A 20,752-nucleotide genomic window follows, 5' to 3' on the forward strand; every position below is an offset into this window, starting at 1 on the left:
TGAAATTTTTATCTTTATCTTTATAGTTATATCTTATCAGTGGGCCTTTGTGAATCCTAAATCGTTACCTTTATTTGCATGGACTAGGGCCAGTTTCTCATATCGTAGGGCATGTTCGATTAATTGTTGGGCTTCTTCATCAGAAATATCTCTGACTCGTCGCGCTGGAACACCTACAACAAGCGATCGCGGCGGTACATCTTTATTAACAATAGCACCAGCCCCGATTAAACTCCCTTGGCCGACTCTAACCCCATCTAAAATAACCGCCCCAATACCAATCAAACACCCACGTTCAACATGGGCTGAATGAATCACGGCCCGATGTCCAATGGTAACACAATCTTCTAAACAGGTAATTTTGCCAGGATCTCCATGTAAAATGGCCCCATCCTGAATATTAGTATGGGCCCCAATGACTATTTTTTCCACATCAGCACGCACAACGGCCCCATACCAAACGCTGACCCCTTGGGCAATAGAAACCTGTCCAACAACGACCGCATTAGGGGCAATAAAAGCTGCCTGAGAGACATCAGGAGGGGGCCAATAAGACGGAAGGGGAAATAAATTCTCGCTCATAAATCTAACTTAAATCTAAAATCTCGCGGTTATGGTCAAAGGCCCAAGGATTTAGTGGATATAATATAGCCACAACTGACTGGTATCAACCGACAAATGCAATACAGACCATCAACAGAGATAAATCCAAGTTTACAATACCCTATTTTTGGTCCCGAAATACAGTGTCCTCACTGTCGTCAAGTTATTCCAGCTTTAACTTTGACAGATACCTATCTCTGTACTCGTCACGGGGCTTTTGAGTCTAATCCGAATACTGGCGACTTGGTTCATCTCCAATCGGGTCGTCATTGGCGGCTTTGGCAAGAAGAATGGTATAGACAACATACTCATCCCGATGGCATTCGTTTTGAAATTCACGAGGCCTTAGATCGACTATACACCCAAGGATACCGAGCCACCAAGGTGATTATTGCCAGTCGTTATAAGGAGTTGGTCGGTACTTATTTGGAACGGAATACCTCTTGGCGGGGGAATTCTGAATCTGTTCCTCGATTGTACGGACTTCCGGTTGAATTTAGTTCCGAATTAAGACCTGATTCCTGTTGGAATGTTATTAATTTTGACTTAGAAAAAGAGCCGGGGGTTCCCAAACGCTATCCTTATTTTCGGCTATTTGAGTAACAAAGGAAAATTTAGTTCATTGGTTTGATATCATGCACCATGCTTCTATTCGCACTGCTGATATTCATCGCGCCATTGCTTTTTATGAATGCTTAGGCTTTACGGTTCATGAACGCTTTACCACAGGCTATACTTTAGCCTGTTGGATGGAAGGGTTGGGTGGTAGAATCGAATTGATTCAAATTCCTGAACCTAAACCTTCTCCTGATGCTTTTGGGGATGAACATTACGTAGGATACTATCATCTTTCTTTTGATTTAAGCGACCGTGTGGATAATCTTTCGACTTGGTTGACTTATCTCGAAACTCAATTTCCCCCTATCTCTCCTTTAAAAATTCTCTTGGAACCCACTCAACAAATAATTGGGGAACAGGTCTATGAGGTGATGTTTATTGCTGATGCAGATGGCTTACCCTTAGAATTCCTACGCTTAATGGGACAATCTCCGGGATAAAGTCCTGTATTGGGCAAATATACCTTTTTATCCAATTTTGTCCAATTTCTAATTTGATGTGAAACAATAGAACGTAGGATGTTAATTTAAGTAAACAATTATGGGTCTATTTGGATTCGGTAAAAAGTCAAGTCTCCCTACCCCTGAGTCAGCTTTACCAGGGCGCAAAGATTCCATGCCTGTTCCTGCTTCCCATCATGTTAACGGACAGCCGTTAAAACCACCTTTTCCTAATGGGTTAAAAACAGCTATGTTTGGATTAGGTTGTTTTTGGGGAGCAGAACGCAAATTCTGGCAATTACCAGGGGTTTATACTACGGCTGTCGGTTATGCGGCAGGTTATACTGCTAACCCTATTTATCAAGAAGTTTGTACGGGTTTAACAGGTCATAATGAAGTAGTTTTAGTGGTTTTTGATCCCCAAATAATTACTTATGAACAATTATTAAAAGTTTTTTGGGAAAGTCATAATCCTACCCAAGGAATGCGTCAAGGAAATGATATGGGGACTCAATATCGTTCAGGTATTTATGTTTATTCTCCTGAACAAAAAAAACAGGCAGAAGATTCACGAGAAGCTTATCAAAAAGCTCTTAATCAAGCCGGTTATGATAAGATTACCACAGAGATTTTAGACGCGCCTGCATTTTATTATGCTGAGGCTTATCATCAACAATATCTGGCTAAAAATCCCAATGGTTATTGTGGATTAGGAGGAACTAATGTTACTTGTCCTATTGGAGTTAACCTCACTATTCACTAGAAGAGCTTAGACAAAGCCTCTATAAATTGTTTTTTTCTACGGGCAATTCGTAAATTGCCCCTTATCTCTTTTTTCATAAATAATAAATCTATGATGTCAATGAAATTTAATTCTCAGATTCGACAGCAAATGGCTGCTGATAGGGGCCCTTTATTAGATAAATTTGAAGCCATTACAGAACGGTTAAAACAAAATAGTTCTATTACTTTAATTTGGGAACCACTAGGCAAAGATGAACATGATTTATATGATTATTATTTAGATGTTTTATCCGTAGTTTATCTCAATAAATATTATAGCTTATGTCAAGGTTTAATTGAGGCTTTAAATACCGAAAATTATTTGATTTATGGACTTATTGGACGAGCTATGATTGAACATACAGCAATTTTGAGATATTATCTAACGAGTAAAATGCTGCCTTTAGTAGAAATGGCTTTAGCTGATGGGAAAGTAACCTCTGAAGAAGTTCAAGAAATTATTCCTTGGTTAGAAAAACATTTAACAGGAAATCGTTTTGAATGGAATATATTTTTAGCTGATTACTTTGATGAACTCGATAATATTCAATCTGGTCATATTCTTAAAAATTCTCAAGTTAATGTGATTACTTGTTTAGAAAAATGGATAAAAGAAGATCAATCAATTACTCATTTATATGAATTGTTTTCAGATTTAGTTCATCCTAATCTTGGCAGTACATTGATGATTAGTCGGTTAACTGATAATCAAATTGGTATTGGCGGAAATGAGGGAAAACCGATAGGATTAGAAATTGTTAATCGAACTTTTAGCAAATTACTAAAAATTTTTGAAGAAGTTCAATATCAGCTTATTCAAATTAAAGAGTTTAAATTTTCTAAAGTGTTACGAGTTTATTAAGTAAGTAGGGACACAAAATTAATTACATAAAATTTGTAGGGGCGAGTTTTTATAGGGGCTAATTTTTGTAGGGGCGGGTTTTTGTAGGGGCGGGTTTTTTACAGCACTTATGATGCTCACAAAAAAGTTAAATAAACTCGCCCTAACCTCTGTTCAACCACTTAGTTAAAATTAATAAGTTATATGGAAGAATTACTAACACTTAAGGAACTTTTGCTACAGGGTAATATTCCTGATGCGATCACTTTAGTAGAAGAAATGGAAGAAATGAGCAAAGATGATAAAATCAATAATATTATTAACTATGGGATTATTCTTTTAATTCATTTAATTAAACAAACGATTGAAAAGCGAACTACTCGTTCTTGGGATCTCTCTATTCGGAACTCTGTATTAGCCATTCAAGAAAAAAATAAACGTCGTAAATCCGGTGGATTTTATCTCACTTATGAAGAGTTAAAAATCGCGTTAGAAGCTGCTTATAAACAAGCTATAAATAAAGCTGCATTAGAAGTAGAAGAAGGTCGTTATAGTCGAGAAGAATTACTGAAATTAGTAGATAAAACAACAATAATTAATAAGGCCATAGATTTGATTTCTTTAGTAGATGACTGATGTTCAATTAATCCATAAAAGTATCAAAAGTTACTATTTTATAATCCCTTAAGTATTATACAGAAAAAGTGACAATAAAAAAACTGTCCATTGATTGCCAAATAAAAATATGTGTGTTATAAACTAAGGGTATTGAAAAACTGGTGTGTGTGAGGAAAAGAGAAAAGCACTTGGGGTCGAAACACGGAAAGACTCCCAGGTGCTTTATCTTTTTAATGGGGGAAGTTTGGAACAAGACGAAAAAGCAAAGGGTTCTGCCGGACAAGTTATGCTTTATTATTACAAATAAAGGACTTTAACTCGTTCATTGTAGGGGTCAACGGCCGTTGACCCCTACAAAACAGGCAAGATGCGGCCTTCCACACCTAGAATTTAGTCCACGAAGGTGGACTTTGTTTCTATAGGATAAGGCTTTAGCCTTTTATTATTCGAGATGTACCCTAGTTGGCCGCTAGGTCAATAATTTTATTATCATGGATAAATTATGTTCTAATAATACATCAATTCATAATTTATCCTTTAAAATGTGGACAAATCTTCATGCTAAACTTCATCAAACTCTAAAAGATAGACATCTTTTACCCAAAGAAAAAAATCTATTAATTGCAGTATCTGGAGGACAAGATTCTCTTTGTTTACTTAAACTTTTAGTTGACTTACAATCAAAATGGGGCTGGAAAATAGCCATCGCTCATTGTGATCATGGTTGGATTTCTGATATAGGAATGGCTGCTCATGTACAAGAATTGTCCGAAAATTGGGGTATTCCCTTTTATTTAAAAGTAGCTCCAATGATGAAGGAAACGGAAGCTGCTGCTAGAAAATGGCGATATCAAGTATTAATAGAAATTGCTCAAAATAACGGATTTACTGAAGTTGTAACCGGCCATACTTTAAGCGATCGCGCTGAAACCTTACTCTATAATTTAATTAGAGGAGCAGGAACGGATGGATTAGGTGCTTTAACTTGGCAACGTTCTCTTACTTCTAATATTACCTTAGTTCGTCCTTTATTAACTGTTTCTCGTTGGGAAACTTGGGAATTTTGTCAACAGTTTCAACTACCTATTTGGGAAGATATTGTTAATGCTAATCTTGATTATGCACGTAACCGTATTCGTCAAGAATTATTACCTTACTTAAAAGATAATTTTAATCCTCAAATTGAAACGAATTTAGCTCAAACATCAGAAGTTTTAAAAGCCGAATCTGACTATTTAGAAGCAACCGCAAAAACAATTTTAGAAACCGCTATTCATGCCGATAAAACTCAATTAAATCGGCTGATTTTACAGACTATTCCTTTAGCATTACAACGGCGAGTTATTCGTCAATTTTTGCACCAAATTACCATCAGACAACTCAATTTTGAACAAATAGAAGCAGTAGTGAATTTAATTAATGCTCCCAGGCGATCGCGTACATCTTCTTTACCTGGAAATATGATAGCAGAAGTTCAAGAAGATTGGATTATCATGCAAAAATCAACTTGATTTTGATAGCCAAATCTAAGAATTTAGGTTATCTTTGAATAGTATCAATAGAGTCAGCACTCATACACCAAGACTAACTATAAGATCAATTCATGAATTGATCTTACTACCTATAACCTTGAATATCTGATGTTAAACACTAAAAAAAATCATATTTCTAAATCTCCCTTACAACGTCTTTTTAAGTATGGAAAAGATTATCGTATTTTAATTTGGCAAGCTGTGATTTGTTCAATTTTAAATAAAATCTTTGATTTAGCACCTCCTGTATTAATTGGAGCCGCAGTAGATGTAGTTGTTAAACAACAAGATTCTCTCATAGCTCATCTTGGCATAAAAGATGTCTTTAGTCAACTTTTAATGCTAACATTTCTCTCCATGATTTTATGGGGTTTAGAATCCTTATTTCAATATACTTATGAAAGATTATGGAGAAATTTAGCGCAAAATATCCAAAATAATTTAAGAATTGATGCTTATAGTCACCTGCAAGATTTAGAATTAGCTTATTTTGAAGAACGTAATACCGGAATGTTATTATCAATTTTAAATGATGATATTAATCAATTAGAACGTTTTTTAGATGTTGGTGCTAACGAAATTTTACAAGTAATAACCACTGTTATTATTATTGGGGCAGCTTTCTTTATTTTAACACCAGGAACCGCATGGATGGCCATGTTACCCATTCCTTTTATTCTTTGGGGTTCAATCATTTTTCAGCAACTGTTAGCCCCTTTGTATACAGATGTTAGAGAAAAAGTCGGTTTATTAAATAGTCGTTTATCTAATAATTTAAGTGGTATTACAACCATTAAAAGTTTTACTACAGAAGCTTATGAAATTGAAAGATTAAAAGAAGATAGTGATGCTTATAGACGAAGTAATCAAAAAGCAATTGCTTTTAGTGCTGCTTTTATTCCTTTAATTCGTATTATCATTTTAGCGGGTTTTACAGCTATTTTACTCTATGGAGGCATGGAGGTTGTTAACAATAAATTATCTGTCGGAACTTACAGTGTTTTAGTGTTTATGACTCAACGATTATTATGGCCTTTAACAAGATTAGGACAAACATTAGATTTATATCAACGTTCTATGGCTTCTACTCATCGGGTGATGGATTTATTAGATACTCCGATGACCATTCATTCTGGTTATTTGTCTCTGCCAACTTTTGATATTCAAGGAGAAATAATTCTAAAAAATGTTAGCTTTTCTTATCAAGATAAATATCCAGTTATTAAGAATATTTCTTTAGAAATTTCTGCCGGAAATACAATAGGAATTGTCGGCTCAACAGGATCAGGGAAAAGTACCCTAGTTAAATTATTGTTACGATTTTATGAAATTAATGAAGGGATAATTACCCTAGATGGTATCAATATTAAAGATATCTTTTTATGGGATTTGCGGGGAGCAATAGGATTAGTTAGTCAAGACGTATTTCTGTTTCACGGAACCGTCAAAGAAAATATTGCTTATGGTAATCCTGAAGCGAATTTTGAGTCAATTATTGGCGCAGCAAAAATAGCAGAAGCTCATGAATTTATTGAACAATTACCACAAAAATATGATACAATAGTGGGAGAAAGAGGGCAAAAATTATCTGGAGGACAACGACAAAGAATTGCCATTGCTAGAGCAATTTTAAAAGATCCCCCTATACTCATTTTAGACGAAGCTACCTCAGCCGTTGATAATGAAACTGAAGCCGCGATCGCTCGTTCTTTAGAGAAAATTACTCAACATAGAACGACTATTGCTATTGCACATCGTTTATCGACAATTCGACATGCAGATTGTATTTATGTGATGGAATATGGAAAAATAATTGAACAAGGAACCCATGAACAATTATTAGAAAAACAAGGAGTTTATGCGAATTTATGGCAAGTCCAAACAGGGGAAAAAATCAGTTAAGAAAAAGTGAAAATGACAGTTAAAGCAGTAGGTTGGGTTGAGGAACGAAACCCAACAAACCCGAATTATGATATACTAAATTAGCCATGTAGGGGTCAACGGCTGTCATTAGTGTCAACTTAGTTCCAAATGCCAACAGGCTAAAGCCTGTGGCTATACAAACAAAGCCCGACGAGCGCGGACTTTTATTAATATTAGCCTGCTATGTTACGGCTTTGTACAGTTAACCCCACCCTTGGCAGGGTGTGGGTAAGATAATGGAACAGCTTACACCTATTGACCCCTGCTACTTAATTTCGAGTTCTATAATTAGATTTAAGTTAATTTTAGTTTGACTAATTCTTGAACTTTTTTACCATCAGCTTTACCCTTAAGTTGCTGCATAGCAGACCCCATAACTTTCCCCATATCTTTAGGGGAAGTTGCACCTACTGAAGCAATAATTTCATCGATAATTTGACTAATTTCATCATCAGAAAGTTGAGGAGGTAAATAGGTTTCAATAATGGCTAATTCTTGTGCTTCTTTATCTGCTAAATCATCTCTACCCCCTTTACGAAATTGTTCGATAGACTCTCGACGTTGTTTTGCTTGTTGTGTTAATATTTCTAATTCTTGTTCTGGTGTAAGAATTTCTTGTCCACTAGGACGAACATCTACTTCTTTTTCAAGAACAAATTTTTTGATACTTCTAACAGTTTCTAAGCGAATTTTATCCTTAGCTTTCATCGCTAATTTAATATCTTCAGTTAGTCTTTCTTTAAGTCTCATTTCTTCAGGATTTTTAACAATTTCTTCCAGTTCAACTTCTTCAATTTCAGGGGTTTCTTCTATATCTGAAGTTTCAGCAATAATTTTTTGAGGTTCAACTTCTTGGACTTCAGGAGTTTCTCCTATATCTGAAGTTTCTACAATTGGTTTTACTGTCTCTATTTTAGTCTGAGGTTGGACAGAAAATGCTATACTTGATACAGATGGCAATAAAAACAATTGCTTTTGTAAACTCAATTGTTGAATAATACCTTTATCCAGATAAGTTTTACCTTTTTGTTGAGATAATTCAACAATATTCTCTCCCACTTTTTCTGCCATAATCTTCGCTTCAGTAATCGAAGTAAAAGATTCTTTAGCTAATCTCTTAACCAAAATGTCCAACTCTTTATTACCCCGATAAGTAGAAGGATTAATTCCCTTATCAGATAGGACACCCTTAATGGTCTTTTTAAGAAATTTTATTAATTTAGTACCCGTCAAATCAATCTGTAGAGTCATTATCTATATTTCCTCAATGGTAAATGATTAAAACAGTCTTCATTTTAAAACAGTTTGATAAAGTAAAGATTAAGAAACCTTGATTTTTGAAAAATTATGATTCCTGCATGGTTGGTCATCGGTATTGTGGCAGTTTTGATTGGTTTTGTCCTAAATCGTTTATCCCCTAGAGATATTAGCTGGTTTAATCGTTTACGTCGTCCTAACTGGTTAACTTTTGAATGGGCCATTCCCTTTATTTGGATATTTATTTTTATTTGTGGGGCCTGGTCTGCTTATATTATCTGGATAACTCATCCAGGTACTAGCAAAACTTGGTGGTTAATGGCAGGTTATCTGTTATTAGAAGTGCTAATTATGGCTTATACTCCTGTTATGTGTAAACTCAGAAGTCTTAGAATCGGAACTATTATCGGGGCCACTGGATTTTTTTGGGGTTTAATTTTAGCTTGGTTTATCTGGCCCCTTTCTGGATGGGCCCTGACCTTATTATTGCCTTATTTATTATGGAGTCCTATTGGCACTTATGTAACTTGGAAAATGATTCCCCTTAATCCTTTTGAAGCTTAAAATTTATGGTTCTATCGGACAAACTATGCTAAATTAATAATTAATGACAGACTAAAGTCTGATCCTATAAAGACTAAGTCCGCGTAGGCGGACTTAGTCTTTATAGGTTGCGTAGGCAACCTTTGTTTGTATAGCTTAACTCTGAGCGAGTTAAGGTCTATCATTTGTAATAATTTACCATAACTTGTCCGGTAGAACCAAATTTATTTATTTTGGATAATTCTAAAAGTTAAATTAATCCTTTCTTTGACTATGGTTTTTGTTTTAGAGATTTGATGTTGCCAATAATGTTGGGTCGTTCCTTTCATTAGTAAAAAACTGCCGTGAGTTAAATCAATTTTGACTTTTTCGAGTTCTTTTTTATATTTATGTCTCAACATAAAACGACGAGTTTCTCCTAAACTAACTGAAGCAATGATCGGATTTTTTCCCAGTTCTGGTTCATCATCACTATGCCAGGCCATACTATCTTGTCCATGACGATAACGATTAATTAAAACACTATTAAATTCTATATTTGATAATTCCTCAATTCTCTTTTTGATATATAATAAAGGAGGAATCCAAGACTGAGAAATCATACTAATTCCTGAATAACTATAATATTTATTCGGTTCTCCATACCAAGCAGTTAAGCGAGGCAAAGGAATCAATTTACCATACATTTTAATATGATCTTGCTGCCAATTAATTCGATTGGTTAAGTCAATCAATAACTTATCACTTTCTTCTAAACTAAAAAAATTAGGGTAAATTAATACCTCACCATCTATATTAATTAGGCTTTTAGATATTATCATACTAGAAAAATTGACAATATGTTAACTTTTGTTAAATTAGCTTGCATTATTCTCATAAATTATTACAATGTAAAGCAGTACCAAAAGTCAACCCAACTTTAAACCCGATCCTAATTTAAAGATGACACAAGAGTTTATCCTATCTCCCCGCTATCGCCTTGATGATGAGTTACTTTGGTTAGAGGGGATTGATCCATCCCGTCGCTATTGGATCACTGTTAATGGTAACAAAAACTTACAAGTAGTTATTCCCGGACTGTGTGTGTCATCAGTTCAGGAATTAAAAAAAGCAATACAAATATTTCGCTCTCTTAAACCCCAAGAAACCTTAAAAATTAAGCGAATCGCCGGTAATTCGATGATTTATTGCGTCAGTCCTAACTGTTATGCCATTCAAGGGAGAGTACAAGGGGCCTTGACTTGGCATCTATTTGACCAAGAAACCATAGAAAGTCTTTTGATGACTGGTCATCCCGATTGGATTCCTTCGCCAAAAGATTTAGAATTAGGGCGTAAAGTATTAGAAATGGCTTTCCAACAACCTGTTTATGCAGTTTAGGTTGATATTATAGCAGCTATATCTGCAGCTATGCTGTGGAACTGTCGCGCAAAGAATCAACGCAAAGAATGGCTGTTTAATACTTTTGATTCACCAACGCCTACTAATTAAGATTCTCTTTCACCCAACTTTTAAACCCTTTTATTGCTTTACTTCTCCCCAGAATTTGACTTTGCTTAACTGTCTCATTAATTAATGAGATTATAGGAATACCTGGAAAATTAGGACTATTCAAAGACTCAATATATTCACCGTCTTGTAACAAATTAATAGTCAAATTATCTTGAGAATATCGCCAAAGTTCAGGAACCCCTAAAAGTCGATAATTATCTAATTGAGTGCGAGAAGTAATATCAATTTCTATCGCCAAATCTGGGGGAGGATCTATAGATAAATCTAACCTATTTTTACCAATAACAGTCTCTTGATTTTTGATATAAAAACAAGTATCAGGTTCCACTGCTTGATTCATTTGCTCATTTTTAAAAGTTGTTGAACCCAACGCTTCAAAATCAATATTCAGTTCTTCTAAAAGAAATTGAACAAGATAGCTAATAATTGTCTTATCTTTCTCATGTTCTGGTAAAGGAACCATAATTTCTAACACTCCATAACTATAGGATAATCGGGAAGCACGACTTTCTCCTAATTCATCTAAAATAGTTTCAAACTGCCTCCAGCTAACATCTTTTAAGAGTAACTGTTGACCAGGAGAAACAATAATTTGGTTCAAAGTTAGTTGCATAATTAGAATTACTTCAATAAGCTGTATTTCTGTATCAAGCAAACCCAGTTGTAGGGGTCAACGGCCGTCATTAGTGTCAACTTAAAATTAAACCCCAAGACACACAAGCTTTCCCATTATCCCACCCATACCCTGCCAAGGGTGGGGTTAACTGTACAAAGCCAGCCTATGCTGGCTAATTTTACACAAAGTCCGCGCTCGTCGGACTTCGTTGGTATAGCCACAGGGTTTAGCCTGTCGGCGTTTTGGACTAAGTTGAGACCAATGACTGCCGTTGACCCCTACCGTTGGGACGTGCTATATCTTAACTTTCCACAAGAGCATTAATATCTAATAATACCTCACCCGCAATTAACCGTTGAGCCGCATCTAATAAAACTGCTTCAATATAAGGCTTGACAAAATAACCCTTTGCCCCACGTTCTGCCGCAATTTTTTGCATTTTTTGGGCCCCACGAGAAGTAATCATGGCAATAGGAATTTTCGCCAGTTGTTCATCCGCTTGTAAACGAGAAAGCAACTCTAAACCGTTCATACGAGGCATTTCAATATCGCACAGAATTAAGTGACAAAATAACCCCCCTCGGAGTTTTTCCCAAGCTTCCTGACCATCACGGGCCTGTTCAACGCGATAATTAGTCTTAGTAAACGTCATAGACAACATTTCTCGTACCATCACCGAATCGTCAACAATCAATACGATTTGTTCTTCATCAGAAAAATGGGTCGTTTGAGAATTATTGCCAGAAGATGAGTCTTGATTTCCTGATGAACGTTGTTTTCTGGGTTTTTTATGACTACCTGCGAGTAACACTTCACCTTGTAGCATTCGTTGGGCCGCTTCGAGTAAAGTTTGATCAGGACAAGGCTTAGTAAAATAACCACTAGCCCCTAATTTAGCAGCAACTTTGCGATGACGATCTGCCCCACGAGAAGTCAACAAAGCCACCGGAATATCTGATAATTGCGGATCTTTCTGAATATTCGATAATAATTCTAGCCCATTCATTCGGGGCATTTCAATATCACAGAAAACCAGATCACAAGGTAAACCAGAACGCAATTTTTCCCAAGCTTCTTGACCATCACGCGCTTGTTCTACTTGATATCCCGATTTACTAAAGCTCAAAGATAGGAGTTCACGCACCGTAATAGAGTCATCAATAATTAATACCATTGGTTCTGTCTTATGGCCAAACATGAGATCTAAGTCTAGAGGAGTTTTCTTCCAGATACTACTATTACCATCTGTGCGTAAACGTCCTTGAGCAATTTCCATTAACTCCAACACATCCCCAATGGGCATAATAGTACCATCCCCTAACACCGTTGCTCCAGCAATACCGGCCGGTTTAGGAATAGGCCCTTCAATTTGTTTAATAACGATTTCTTGTTCCCCGATCACTTGGTCAACTCGAACCGCCAGAAAATTGCCTGTACCTCGTAAAATCACTAAAGATACCGTATCGTCTTCATTTTTGCCCCCATAAACGCTACCGCGTCCTAATTGTCGGTTATAGGAAAGAAGATCACCCAAGGAATAAACAGGAAGCATACTGTTATTCCAATTAATACATTCCTGGCCGTTTTCATCTATTATCAGATCGCTTGGTACATAATCTTTCATGTCTTCTACCCCGTCCATAGGGAAAGCGATACGAGCGCGATCGCTTAAACAACATAAAGCTTTACAAATACTCAAGGTCAGGGGTAAGCGGATAGTGAAAGTAGTTCCTTTACCTCTTGTTGAGTCAATGCTTACTGAACCTCGAACATCGATTAAACTGGTGCGTACGACATCTAAACCCACACCACGACCGGCAAAATCATCTGCTTTATCACGGGTACTAAACCCTGCATGAAAGAGAAAATCATAGATTTCCACTTCTGTTAAAGTTTTCGCTTCTTCGGGGGTAATTAAGTCTTTTTCAATGGCTTTTGCTTTGACCAGTTCAGGATCAATTCCCCCTCCATCATCAGAAATAGTAATAACGGTTTGATTTCCTTGTAAAAAGGCTCGTAAATTAATGTGACCTTCGGGAAATTTTCCTGATTTTTTTCGTACTGAGGGGTCTTCAATTCCATGAGTAATAGCATTATTAACCAAGTGAGTCATGGGATTATAAAGATGTTCTAAGATCATCTTATCAACAAGAACTTCTCGCCCTTCTACGAGTAATTTTACCTGTTTATTTAATTTCATGGAGATTTCTCGCACGGCACGAGGTAAACGATCTGCCGTTTGAGCAAAGGGAACCATTCGAGAGTTAGTCATTCCCTCTTGTAATTGAGTAGTCGCTTGTCGTAAACTGCGGGCTACTTGTTCGGTTTCATCTACTAAGAATTGAATGTCTGAAGCTGATTCTCTAACCCTAACAATCAGTTCTATCATTTCTTGGGATAATAAATGGAACCCTGTAAATCGATCCATTTCTAACGCATCTAAAGCCCGATCTTCTCCTTCATGAATAGTAGGACTTGTTTCTGATATTTGAGGTTGAATCAAATTAGATAATCCTGATGTTTGGCCTTGATTTCTACTAGCTAATAAGGCCCCTTCTAGTAGGGTACGTTCATATAAATCTTGCATCCTCCCCCCTACATCACTCAGATTTTGTACCTGGTTGAGTAGGTTATCTAAAAAGTGTCTTAATCTTTCTTGATCTTGTTCTAAACTGTTACGTTTAACTACTAATTCTCCGATTAAATTACTGAGGTTATCGAGTTGTTTGACGGGAACCCGCATCGTCTGTTCAAAGACTTTAGTTTTACTGGGTCGGGGCCGGGGTTGTAAGCGTTGACCTTTACCGGCCAAGAGTGTTGGTGATCCTCCCATCGTACGATCTGCTTGTTCGAGAAGGGCCTCTAATTCTCTAAATTCATCGTCAATTTCTACTTCAGACGTAATTTCTAGAGTTTCTACGGAGGTTTCTTCTTCTTTGGGGACAGAGGGAGAAGTTTCAATTAAAGCGGCTAATTGGGCAGCAGTTTCTTCATCAACGCATTCTGAAGGGGAATAACCGGCCGGTTGTCTTAATAACCCTTCTAATTGTTCAAAGGTTGGATAAAAATGGGGAAGACTATGGTTAGGTTCTATTCTTTTTTCTTCGTCTGGAGATTCTAATAGGTATTTTAGATTTTCTAAGTCGCTATTTTCTTCAGAATAACCCATAGATTCCATCTGGCGTAAAAATGAGCTATCTGATTCTATATTATTTTGTTCCCAAGAGTCTCCTCCTAATAAACTCGATAAATCTGCTTCTGTATCTGGAGATTCATCGGCAATAGTGTTAAGTTCTTTGTCTGTATCATCCCAGGTGAAATCATCCCTAAATAGTTGATTAATTTCATCTTCTGAGGGTAAGGAGGAAAGAGTGGATTTCTCTGAGTAGGTTTTTTTGTATGTTTCCTCTGCTGGGGAGTCGGATACCTCCTCCTCAAACCAGCTTGCCAATTCGTCGAGTTGTCGATCGGCCTCGAATATATCTGATCCCTCACTTAACCCTTCTAGTAATTGGGCAATGTCTTGATCAAAGGAATTGTCGGCGAAGTTGTTAGCGTTTGTGGGACGGCTGATCATATCTGAGTCCTGTCAGGTTTAGGGAGCCTATATTCTCAGAGTACCCACTTAGCTTAAGAAAATTATAGATGGTTTAGAGATTTTTTGCTGACCATCAATTTTCCAGACGATAACCGAATTCGGCTAATCTTAAGTTTGATTGTCGCCATTTGGGTTCTACTTTGACAAAGAGTTCTAAATAAACTTCTCCGGTAATTAGTTTTTGAATTTGCTCTCGTGCTGTTATTCCAATCTCTTTGAGCATACTTCCTTTTTTACCAATAATAATAGCTTTTTGGGATTCTCTTTCTACGTTAATGGCCGCAAACACTTTGGTGATTTTGGGGGTTTCTTCCACTTTTTCTATGACGACTGCTACAGAATGGGGGACTTCTTGACGGGTCACTTTTAAGATTTGTTCTCGAATTAATTCTCCCATAATAAATCTTTCTGGTTGATCGGTGACTAAATCAGGGGGATAATAATAAGGACCGGGTTCGAGATGGTCTATTAATTGTTTTTGTAATGTCTCTAATCCTTCTCCTGTTAAAGCAGAAAATTTAATTAGTGGCCAATTATAGACTTTCGCTAAGTTTCGATAACTTTCGTCTATTGCTTCATAATCTGAGGGTTGTTGATCTTGTTTATTCAGTCCTAAAATGATTGGAGTTTTTGTCGTTTCTAATAGTTCTTGGATATAGCGATCGCCTCCTCCTGCTTTGACTGAACTATCTACCACAAACAAGATAATATCAACGGCATTAATGGCCGTTTGAGCATTTTTTACTAGGATTTTTCCGAGAGCATGGTGGGGTTTATGAATACCTGGGGTATCCACAAAAATTATTTGTGCTTCTGGGGTCGTTAAAATACCTTTGAGACGGTTACGAGTGGTTTGAGCAACTGCTGAAGTAATGGCAATTTTTTGTCCCACTAAGTAATTCATTAAGGTCGATTTTCCCACATTGGGACGACCAATAATTCCCACAAATCCTGATTTATATCCATCGGGTGCAATGGGTATTGTTGGTAAGAATATTTGAGGCATTTCAGAAGACATAAGCACCGGTAAATAATGGATAATGGATAATAAATTCATCTTGTGCTAGAACATAAATTTCCTTAGCGTAAGCTTGTAAGTTCTGTTTTCCTGATGAACGTGACACCAATCACATAATATGATTTTAGTCTAAAAGTTACCATAATTGATAAGGATTTTTAGATAAGTTCACATTATAGTATTTAAAATCTTGAGTGACTTCTTCTCCAACCCATTCTGGTAATTCAATTAGTTGGTTTTCATTGGTTAATTCAACTTCAGCTAAAATTAATCCCTCATTTTCTCCTTTAAATTCATCTACTTCCCAAACTAAATCTTTAACAGGAATTCGATATCTTATCTTTTCAATTAAAGGACTATCACATAAATTTTCCAACATCATTGTAGCATCTTCTAAAGGAATTGGATACTCAAATTCACTTCGGGTAATTCCTTCGACTTTACCCTTAATAGTTAGGTAGGCATTTTCTCCTACAATTCTCACTCGAATAGTTGTTACTTTATTTTCAGTAATAATATATCCTTGTCGATAAATTTTACCTAACGCTAGACAACGCCAATTATCTCCTTTTATTAAAAACTTTCTTTCAATTTCAAGTGCCATAATTTTTAACCCAAATGATTTTGAATGATAATTGATAATTAATTCTCCGTAATCTATCATTTCCAGATATAACCGAATCAGGATTCCCTTACAGTATTAATTAATCTTATCAGATTTGAAGAGAAATGTTGAGCGCAGCCCCCACCTAAATCAGAGATTTTAGGTGGGGTTAGCCAAACCAATAAATAAACGCGCAGCATCCTTGCTACAATCTTTAACATGGTGGGTTACGACGCGCCCTAAAACTTATTAGTTTTCCCTCAAAATAGTTGCCGCGCCTAACCCACCCTAGGAATCATAAGCTTTACTTATCACCACACATAAGAGAGAGCTAGTTTGGTTATTCTATTATCAATTATCCATTATTAATTATTCATTTTTGAATCATGTTTTCTGAATTTAAACCCTTTATTATTAATACCTCAAAAATTAAAATAAATTTAATCAAAGGTGGTCAAGGATTTCCTGTTCTCTTACTTCATGGTTATCCTCAAACTCATATTATCTGGCATAAAATAGCCCCAAAACTAGCAGAAAATTTTACGGTTATTGTCACAGATTTAAGGGGATATGGAGACAGTGATAAACCTCCAGGCAATCCAGAGCATAGCCATTATTCTAAACGAATTATGGCACAAGATCAGGTAGAAGTAATGACTCAATTAGGCTATAATCAATTTTATCTTATTGGACATGATCGAGGGGCTAGAGTTGCTCATCGTTTAACTCTTGATTATCCTGATAAAGTAAAAAAAATAGTATTATTAGATATTGCCCCGACTTATGAAATGTATACTCTAACTGATCAAGAATTTGCTACTGCTTATTATCATTGGTTTTTCTTAATTCAACCGTTCCCTTTTCCTGAAACTTTAATTAAACAAAATCCTGATTATTTTTTGACTCATTGTTTACAAAGTTGGAGTAAAAATGATTTTACCTTTACTTTTACCTCAGCAGCAATACAAGAATATTTAAGATGTTTTCGTGATCCTAAGACGATTCATGGTACTTGTGAAGATTATCGAGCATCAGCTACTATTGATTTAGAACATGACCAAGCAGATATTGAGCAAAAAATTCAATGTCCCCTTTTAGTTTTGTGGGGAAAACAGGGAATCATTGAAAGGAAATATAATGTCTTAGACAGTTGGAAAAAAAGAGCAATAAATGTACAAGGAAAACCAATTAACTGTGGACATTTTTTACCTGAAGAAGCACCAGAAGAAACTTATCAGTCTATTAGAGATTTTTTATAATAAAATGAACTTATCTATATTTGCCCTAACTCCCCATGCAATCTGTTGATTTAACAACCTTAACCGCTATCTCACATGAATTACAAACCTATTGGATACCTTCTCGTCTTGAACAAGTTTATCAACGCGATCGCTATACAATTTCTCTGGCACTGCGTACCCTAAAAAAACGGGCTTGGTTAACTATTTCTTGGCATCCTCAAGGGGCTAGACTATGTATAAGTGATCCTCCTGCCAAAATCCCCGATACCTTTACTTTTAGTGATCAATTACGTCATCAAATTAATGGTTATGCCCTCACTGCTTTAACGATGATTTCTCCTTGGGAAAGAGTGGTTGATCTTCAATTTGCTAAACGTCCGGGTGATCCTGTTATTTGGCATCTTTTTATTGAAATTATGGGAAAATATAGTAATGTAATTCTCACAGATGCTCATCAACAAATTGTTACGGTTGCTCATCAAGTTAATGCCAATCAATCAAGTGTTCGCACCGTACAAACGGGACAACCTTATGAACTTCCTCCCGTTTTAACAGGCACTTTACCTAAGTTAGAAGAATCTCAAACTCGATGGCAAGAAAGAATCAGTTTAGTCCCTGGGGCATTACAAAAACAATTGTTAAATAGTTATCGGGGTTTAAGTCCAGTTGTTGCTCAATTAATGATTCAACAAGCTCATTTACAACCTCAACAGTCTACAGACACTTTAACGGCAAAAGATTGGGACACCTTATTTATATTGTGGCAAACTTGGTTAAATATTTTACAAACCAAAGACTTTAACTTTGGTTATACTCAAACAGGTTATACGGTTTTAGGTTGGGGCATAATTAAACCCATAAAAGATTTACAAACTCTGATCAATAGTTATTATAATGACCAAACTAATCAAGAAAATTTTCAACAAATACGTCATCAACTTTTACAAAAAATAAGTTCATTACTCAAAAAAGTATCTCTTAAAGCAAATACTTTTAAACAACGTCTAAACCAGTCTGCTGAAGCTGATAAATACCGTCAAGAAGCAGATTTATTAATGGCTAATTTACATTTATGTAAACCCGGTATGACATCTATTATTCTCAATGACTTTGAAACAGATCAACCTGTTAAGATTAAGCTAAATCCTGAAAAAAATGGGGTACAAAATGCCCAGTATCTCTATAAACAACATCAAAAATTAAAACGAGCTAAAATTGCTGTAGAACCTTTATTAGCAGAAGTAAATACGGAAATTAATTATTTAGAACAAGTTGAAGATAGTTTACATCAATTAACTATTTATCAGTCTCCACAAGACTTACAAACTCTAGAAGAAATACGAGAAGAATTAATTCAACAAAATTATCTTAATTCTCCCTCTCAACGGAATATTAATCTGATAGATGAATCTCAACCTTATCAATATACAACACCGTCAGGATTAGAAATTTGGATCGGTCGTAATAATCGTCAAAATGATCGTCTCACCTTTCGCACAGCAGGAGATTATGACCTCTGGTTTCATACTCAAGAAAGTGCCGGAAGTCATGTATTATTACGTCTAGAACCGGGGACAAAACCTGATGAAACTGATTTACATTGTGCCGCAGATTGGGCAGCTTATTACAGTCGCGCTCGTCAAAGTGAACAAGTTCCTGTGGTTTACACTGAACCTAAATATGTCTATAAACCTAAAGGGGCTAAACCAGGGATGGTCATCTATAAACGAGAACGGGTTCTCTGGGGACAACCTCATAAGGCGCAAGCATACCTTAAAAGTCAAGGGTAGTCCCAAAATTTAAAATTTTATTTACAAACATTGGTGTCTTATGTTACAATCCCTTCATAGAAGTCTATGGTTTAGCGATTGGGAACGCGACCGGCAGATTTCCTCAAAGAAATAATAACAATAATTTATAGGGTATCCAGCGATCGCGATCGCTGGTTTTCTGTTTTATACTATCAGCGATTACGAGACAAAATCGTTTTTTAAGGTAAATAATAAAAGACCCCTGTAACTTAGGGGTCTTTTATTCGGTAGAATAAAACGCAGTATATAAATGATGGTGGGCAATGCCGACCTTAACATAGTTAGCTAGATTTCACGGTTGTATCAAAATTTTTAACACGGATTGTTACTTTTTACTTCTGATGGGGAACCTTAGAAGAGGGAAAACTCATCAGTCTCAATCCAGACTGATGATTGATGTTCCTATTAACACTGACTCAACTCTGTAAGGGGAGTTTACCGTGCCAACCCACAAAATACTCGTAATTGATGACAGTAAAGTGATCCGGATGCGGGTTCGGGATATGTTACCAGAAGATAACATAGAAGTTCTCGAAGCCAAAGATGGAGTTGAAGGATATAACCTCATTCGCAGTGAAAAGCCAAACTTAATTATGCTTGATTTTCTTCTGCCTAAAATGAGTGGTTGGGATGTCTATCAAGAAGTTCAAAAAGAGTATGATCTCAAAACTATTCCCCTAGTTTTAATGTCTGGGAGAAAAGAAGAAGTCATTGAAAAACTTACTGAACCTTTTGAATATTTTTCTTTTGTTGAAAAACCTTTTGAAAAGAAACAATTGCTTGAGGCTATTCGAGATGCAATGGCTAAGGCTAAAAAGCATCCTCAACCTAAAACACCTCAGCCAGCAAACTATCAAAATGGTTCTGTACCAAAAGATACAGCAGTAATGACTCAGGAAATTTATAACCTACGTCAACAAATGAGTAAGATGCAAAATGAAATTGATACCCTTAAAGGTCAACTTAGAAAAGTTCTGGAATTTATTCAACAAAGACGGTAAATTATTTACTTATCATAACTTTAAACATATAAGTTACTAATAGTAGGGGTCAATGGCCGTTGACCCTTACATTTGTTTCGTTGACCCCTATATTCATAAATTATAAATTATAAATTATGAATTTAGGAGTTACGCATTGACAGAATACCATAAATATGTATCTAGTAGAACGGTATAAAATAATACAAAAAAC

General features: G+C 36.0%; 19 protein-coding genes. 12 read left to right on the forward strand and 7 right to left on the reverse strand.

The window, feature by feature from the left end; genetic code table 11:
• Positions 1 to 36: 36 nt before the first annotated feature.
• The gene (locus AsFPU1_RS00375) at positions 37 to 582 is read right to left on the reverse strand and encodes a gamma carbonic anhydrase family protein (RefSeq protein WP_124974292.1); all 546 of its coding nucleotides are present in this window, start codon (positions 580 to 582) and stop codon (positions 37 to 39) included.
• Positions 583 to 678: 96 nt separating this feature from the next.
• On the opposite strand from AsFPU1_RS00375, the gene AsFPU1_RS00380 reads away from it, so the two are divergent.
• The 7 genes from AsFPU1_RS00380 (at position 679) to AsFPU1_RS00410 (ending at position 7,337) form a co-directional block, all read left to right on the forward strand.
• Entirely contained in the window at positions 679 to 1,206 is a 528-nt protein-coding gene (locus AsFPU1_RS00380) for a TIGR02652 family protein (protein WP_124974294.1), read from the forward strand.
• Positions 1,207 to 1,238: 32 nt separating this feature from the next.
• Positions 1,239 to 1,661 (forward strand): VOC family protein, encoded by a 423-nt coding sequence (locus tag AsFPU1_RS00385; protein ID WP_124974296.1) that lies wholly within the window; start codon positions 1,239 to 1,241, stop codon positions 1,659 to 1,661.
• Between the two features lie 100 nt (positions 1,662 to 1,761).
• Positions 1,762 to 2,424 (forward strand): peptide-methionine (S)-S-oxide reductase MsrA, encoded by a 663-nt coding sequence (msrA, locus tag AsFPU1_RS00390; protein ID WP_124974298.1) that lies wholly within the window; start codon positions 1,762 to 1,764, stop codon positions 2,422 to 2,424.
• A gap of 90 nt (positions 2,425 to 2,514) precedes the next feature.
• Positions 2,515 to 3,306: a hypothetical protein gene (locus tag AsFPU1_RS00395; RefSeq protein ID WP_227875696.1), complete on the forward strand. Its 792-nt coding sequence runs from the start codon at positions 2,515 to 2,517 to the stop codon at positions 3,304 to 3,306.
• A gap of 183 nt (positions 3,307 to 3,489) precedes the next feature.
• Entirely contained in the window at positions 3,490 to 3,921 is a 432-nt protein-coding gene (locus AsFPU1_RS00400) for a DUF29 family protein (RefSeq protein ID WP_124974302.1), read from the forward strand.
• A 524-nt stretch (positions 3,922 to 4,445) separates the two neighbouring features.
• Positions 4,446 to 5,414, forward strand: coding sequence for a tRNA lysidine(34) synthetase TilS (gene tilS / locus AsFPU1_RS00405; RefSeq protein ID WP_124974347.1), 969 nt, complete (start codon positions 4,446 to 4,448; stop codon positions 5,412 to 5,414).
• A gap of 129 nt (positions 5,415 to 5,543) precedes the next feature.
• Complete coding sequence (locus tag AsFPU1_RS00410) at positions 5,544 to 7,337, forward strand: ABC transporter ATP-binding protein (protein ID WP_124974304.1); 1,794 nt, start codon at positions 5,544 to 5,546, stop codon at positions 7,335 to 7,337.
• A gap of 315 nt (positions 7,338 to 7,652) precedes the next feature.
• On the opposite strand, the gene AsFPU1_RS22870 is transcribed toward AsFPU1_RS00410, so the two are convergent.
• Entirely contained in the window at positions 7,653 to 8,609 is a 957-nt protein-coding gene (locus AsFPU1_RS22870; protein ID WP_227873493.1) for a GatB/YqeY domain-containing protein, read from the reverse strand.
• A gap of 96 nt (positions 8,610 to 8,705) precedes the next feature.
• On the opposite strand from AsFPU1_RS22870, the gene AsFPU1_RS00420 reads away from it, so the two are divergent.
• Complete coding sequence (locus tag AsFPU1_RS00420) at positions 8,706 to 9,179, forward strand: TspO/MBR family protein (RefSeq protein WP_124974306.1); 474 nt, start codon at positions 8,706 to 8,708, stop codon at positions 9,177 to 9,179.
• Positions 9,180 to 9,382: 203 nt separating this feature from the next.
• On the opposite strand, the gene AsFPU1_RS00425 is transcribed toward AsFPU1_RS00420, so the two are convergent.
• Positions 9,383 to 9,979, reverse strand: a complete 597-nt coding sequence (locus AsFPU1_RS00425; protein WP_124974308.1) for an alpha-ketoglutarate-dependent dioxygenase AlkB family protein — start codon at positions 9,977 to 9,979, stop codon at positions 9,383 to 9,385.
• Positions 9,980 to 10,100: 121 nt separating this feature from the next.
• Between AsFPU1_RS00425 and AsFPU1_RS00430 the strand changes: the two genes are divergently transcribed.
• Entirely contained in the window at positions 10,101 to 10,538 is a 438-nt protein-coding gene (locus tag AsFPU1_RS00430) for a hypothetical protein (protein WP_124974310.1), read from the forward strand.
• Positions 10,539 to 10,641: 103 nt separating this feature from the next.
• On the opposite strand, the gene AsFPU1_RS00435 is transcribed toward AsFPU1_RS00430, so the two are convergent.
• The 4 genes from AsFPU1_RS00435 to AsFPU1_RS00450 form a co-directional block, all read right to left on the reverse strand.
• Entirely contained in the window at positions 10,642 to 11,283 is a 642-nt protein-coding gene (locus tag AsFPU1_RS00435; RefSeq protein WP_124974312.1) for a Uma2 family endonuclease, read from the reverse strand.
• 304 nt (positions 11,284 to 11,587) lie between these two features.
• The gene (locus AsFPU1_RS00440) at positions 11,588 to 14,863 is read right to left on the reverse strand and encodes a hybrid sensor histidine kinase/response regulator (RefSeq protein ID WP_124974314.1); all 3,276 of its coding nucleotides are present in this window, start codon (positions 14,861 to 14,863) and stop codon (positions 11,588 to 11,590) included.
• 94 nt (positions 14,864 to 14,957) lie between these two features.
• Positions 14,958 to 15,902 (reverse strand): GTPase Era, encoded by a 945-nt coding sequence (gene era / locus AsFPU1_RS00445; RefSeq protein ID WP_124974351.1) that lies wholly within the window; start codon positions 15,900 to 15,902, stop codon positions 14,958 to 14,960.
• 136 nt (positions 15,903 to 16,038) lie between these two features.
• Positions 16,039 to 16,506 (reverse strand): CYTH domain-containing protein, encoded by a 468-nt coding sequence (locus tag AsFPU1_RS00450; RefSeq protein ID WP_124974316.1) that lies wholly within the window; start codon positions 16,504 to 16,506, stop codon positions 16,039 to 16,041.
• A gap of 386 nt (positions 16,507 to 16,892) precedes the next feature.
• Here AsFPU1_RS00450 and AsFPU1_RS00455 point away from each other — a divergent pair, with 386 nt between their 5' ends.
• The 3 genes from AsFPU1_RS00455 (at position 16,893) to AsFPU1_RS00465 (ending at position 20,559) form a co-directional block, all read left to right on the forward strand.
• Positions 16,893 to 17,765, forward strand: a complete 873-nt coding sequence (locus AsFPU1_RS00455; protein WP_124974318.1) for an alpha/beta fold hydrolase — start codon at positions 16,893 to 16,895, stop codon at positions 17,763 to 17,765.
• 35 nt (positions 17,766 to 17,800) lie between these two features.
• A complete protein-coding gene (locus tag AsFPU1_RS00460) occupies positions 17,801 to 19,537 on the forward strand; it encodes an Rqc2 family fibronectin-binding protein (protein WP_124974320.1) in 1,737 nt (578 codons plus the stop codon).
• Positions 19,538 to 19,998: 461 nt separating this feature from the next.
• Positions 19,999 to 20,559, forward strand: coding sequence for a response regulator (locus AsFPU1_RS00465; RefSeq protein ID WP_124974322.1), 561 nt, complete (start codon positions 19,999 to 20,001; stop codon positions 20,557 to 20,559).
• The last annotated feature ends 193 nt before the right edge of the window (positions 20,560 to 20,752 follow it).

It is taken from the genome of Aphanothece sacrum FPU1 (genome assembly GCF_003864295.1).
In the GTDB taxonomy this organism is placed as follows: Bacteria; Cyanobacteriota; Cyanobacteriia; order Cyanobacteriales; family Microcystaceae; genus Aphanothece_B; species Aphanothece_B sacrum.

Coding starts and splice junctions, on each gene's coding strand:
- AsFPU1_RS00450 (WP_124974316.1), bottom strand. CDS start 16,506: ATGGCACTTGAAATTGAAAGAAAGTTTTTAATAAAAGGAGATAATTGG.
- AsFPU1_RS00420 (WP_124974306.1), top strand. CDS start 8,706: ATGATTCCTGCATGGTTGGTCATCGGTATTGTGGCAGTTTTGATTGGT.
- AsFPU1_RS00425 (WP_124974308.1), bottom strand. CDS start 9,979: ATGATAATATCTAAAAGCCTAATTAATATAGATGGTGAGGTATTAATT.
- AsFPU1_RS00380 (WP_124974294.1), top strand. CDS start 679: ATGCAATACAGACCATCAACAGAGATAAATCCAAGTTTACAATACCCT.
- AsFPU1_RS00435 (WP_124974312.1), bottom strand. CDS start 11,283: ATGCAACTAACTTTGAACCAAATTATTGTTTCTCCTGGTCAACAGTTA.
- msrA (WP_124974298.1), top strand. CDS start 1,762: ATGGGTCTATTTGGATTCGGTAAAAAGTCAAGTCTCCCTACCCCTGAG.
- AsFPU1_RS00430 (WP_124974310.1), top strand. CDS start 10,101: ATGACACAAGAGTTTATCCTATCTCCCCGCTATCGCCTTGATGATGAG.
- AsFPU1_RS00410 (WP_124974304.1), top strand. CDS start 5,544: ATGTTAAACACTAAAAAAAATCATATTTCTAAATCTCCCTTACAACGT.
- AsFPU1_RS00385 (WP_124974296.1), top strand. CDS start 1,239: ATGCACCATGCTTCTATTCGCACTGCTGATATTCATCGCGCCATTGCT.
- AsFPU1_RS00455 (WP_124974318.1), top strand. CDS start 16,893: ATGTTTTCTGAATTTAAACCCTTTATTATTAATACCTCAAAAATTAAA.
- AsFPU1_RS00440 (WP_124974314.1), bottom strand. CDS start 14,863: ATGATCAGCCGTCCCACAAACGCTAACAACTTCGCCGACAATTCCTTT.
- AsFPU1_RS00375 (WP_124974292.1), bottom strand. CDS start 582: ATGAGCGAGAATTTATTTCCCCTTCCGTCTTATTGGCCCCCTCCTGAT.
- tilS (WP_124974347.1), top strand. CDS start 4,446: ATGTGGACAAATCTTCATGCTAAACTTCATCAAACTCTAAAAGATAGA.
- AsFPU1_RS22870 (WP_227873493.1), bottom strand. CDS start 8,609: ATGACTCTACAGATTGATTTGACGGGTACTAAATTAATAAAATTTCTT.
- AsFPU1_RS00400 (WP_124974302.1), top strand. CDS start 3,490: ATGGAAGAATTACTAACACTTAAGGAACTTTTGCTACAGGGTAATATT.
- AsFPU1_RS00460 (WP_124974320.1), top strand. CDS start 17,801: ATGCAATCTGTTGATTTAACAACCTTAACCGCTATCTCACATGAATTA.
- AsFPU1_RS00395 (WP_227875696.1), top strand. CDS start 2,515: ATGATGTCAATGAAATTTAATTCTCAGATTCGACAGCAAATGGCTGCT.
- era (WP_124974351.1), bottom strand. CDS start 15,902: ATGTCTTCTGAAATGCCTCAAATATTCTTACCAACAATACCCATTGCA.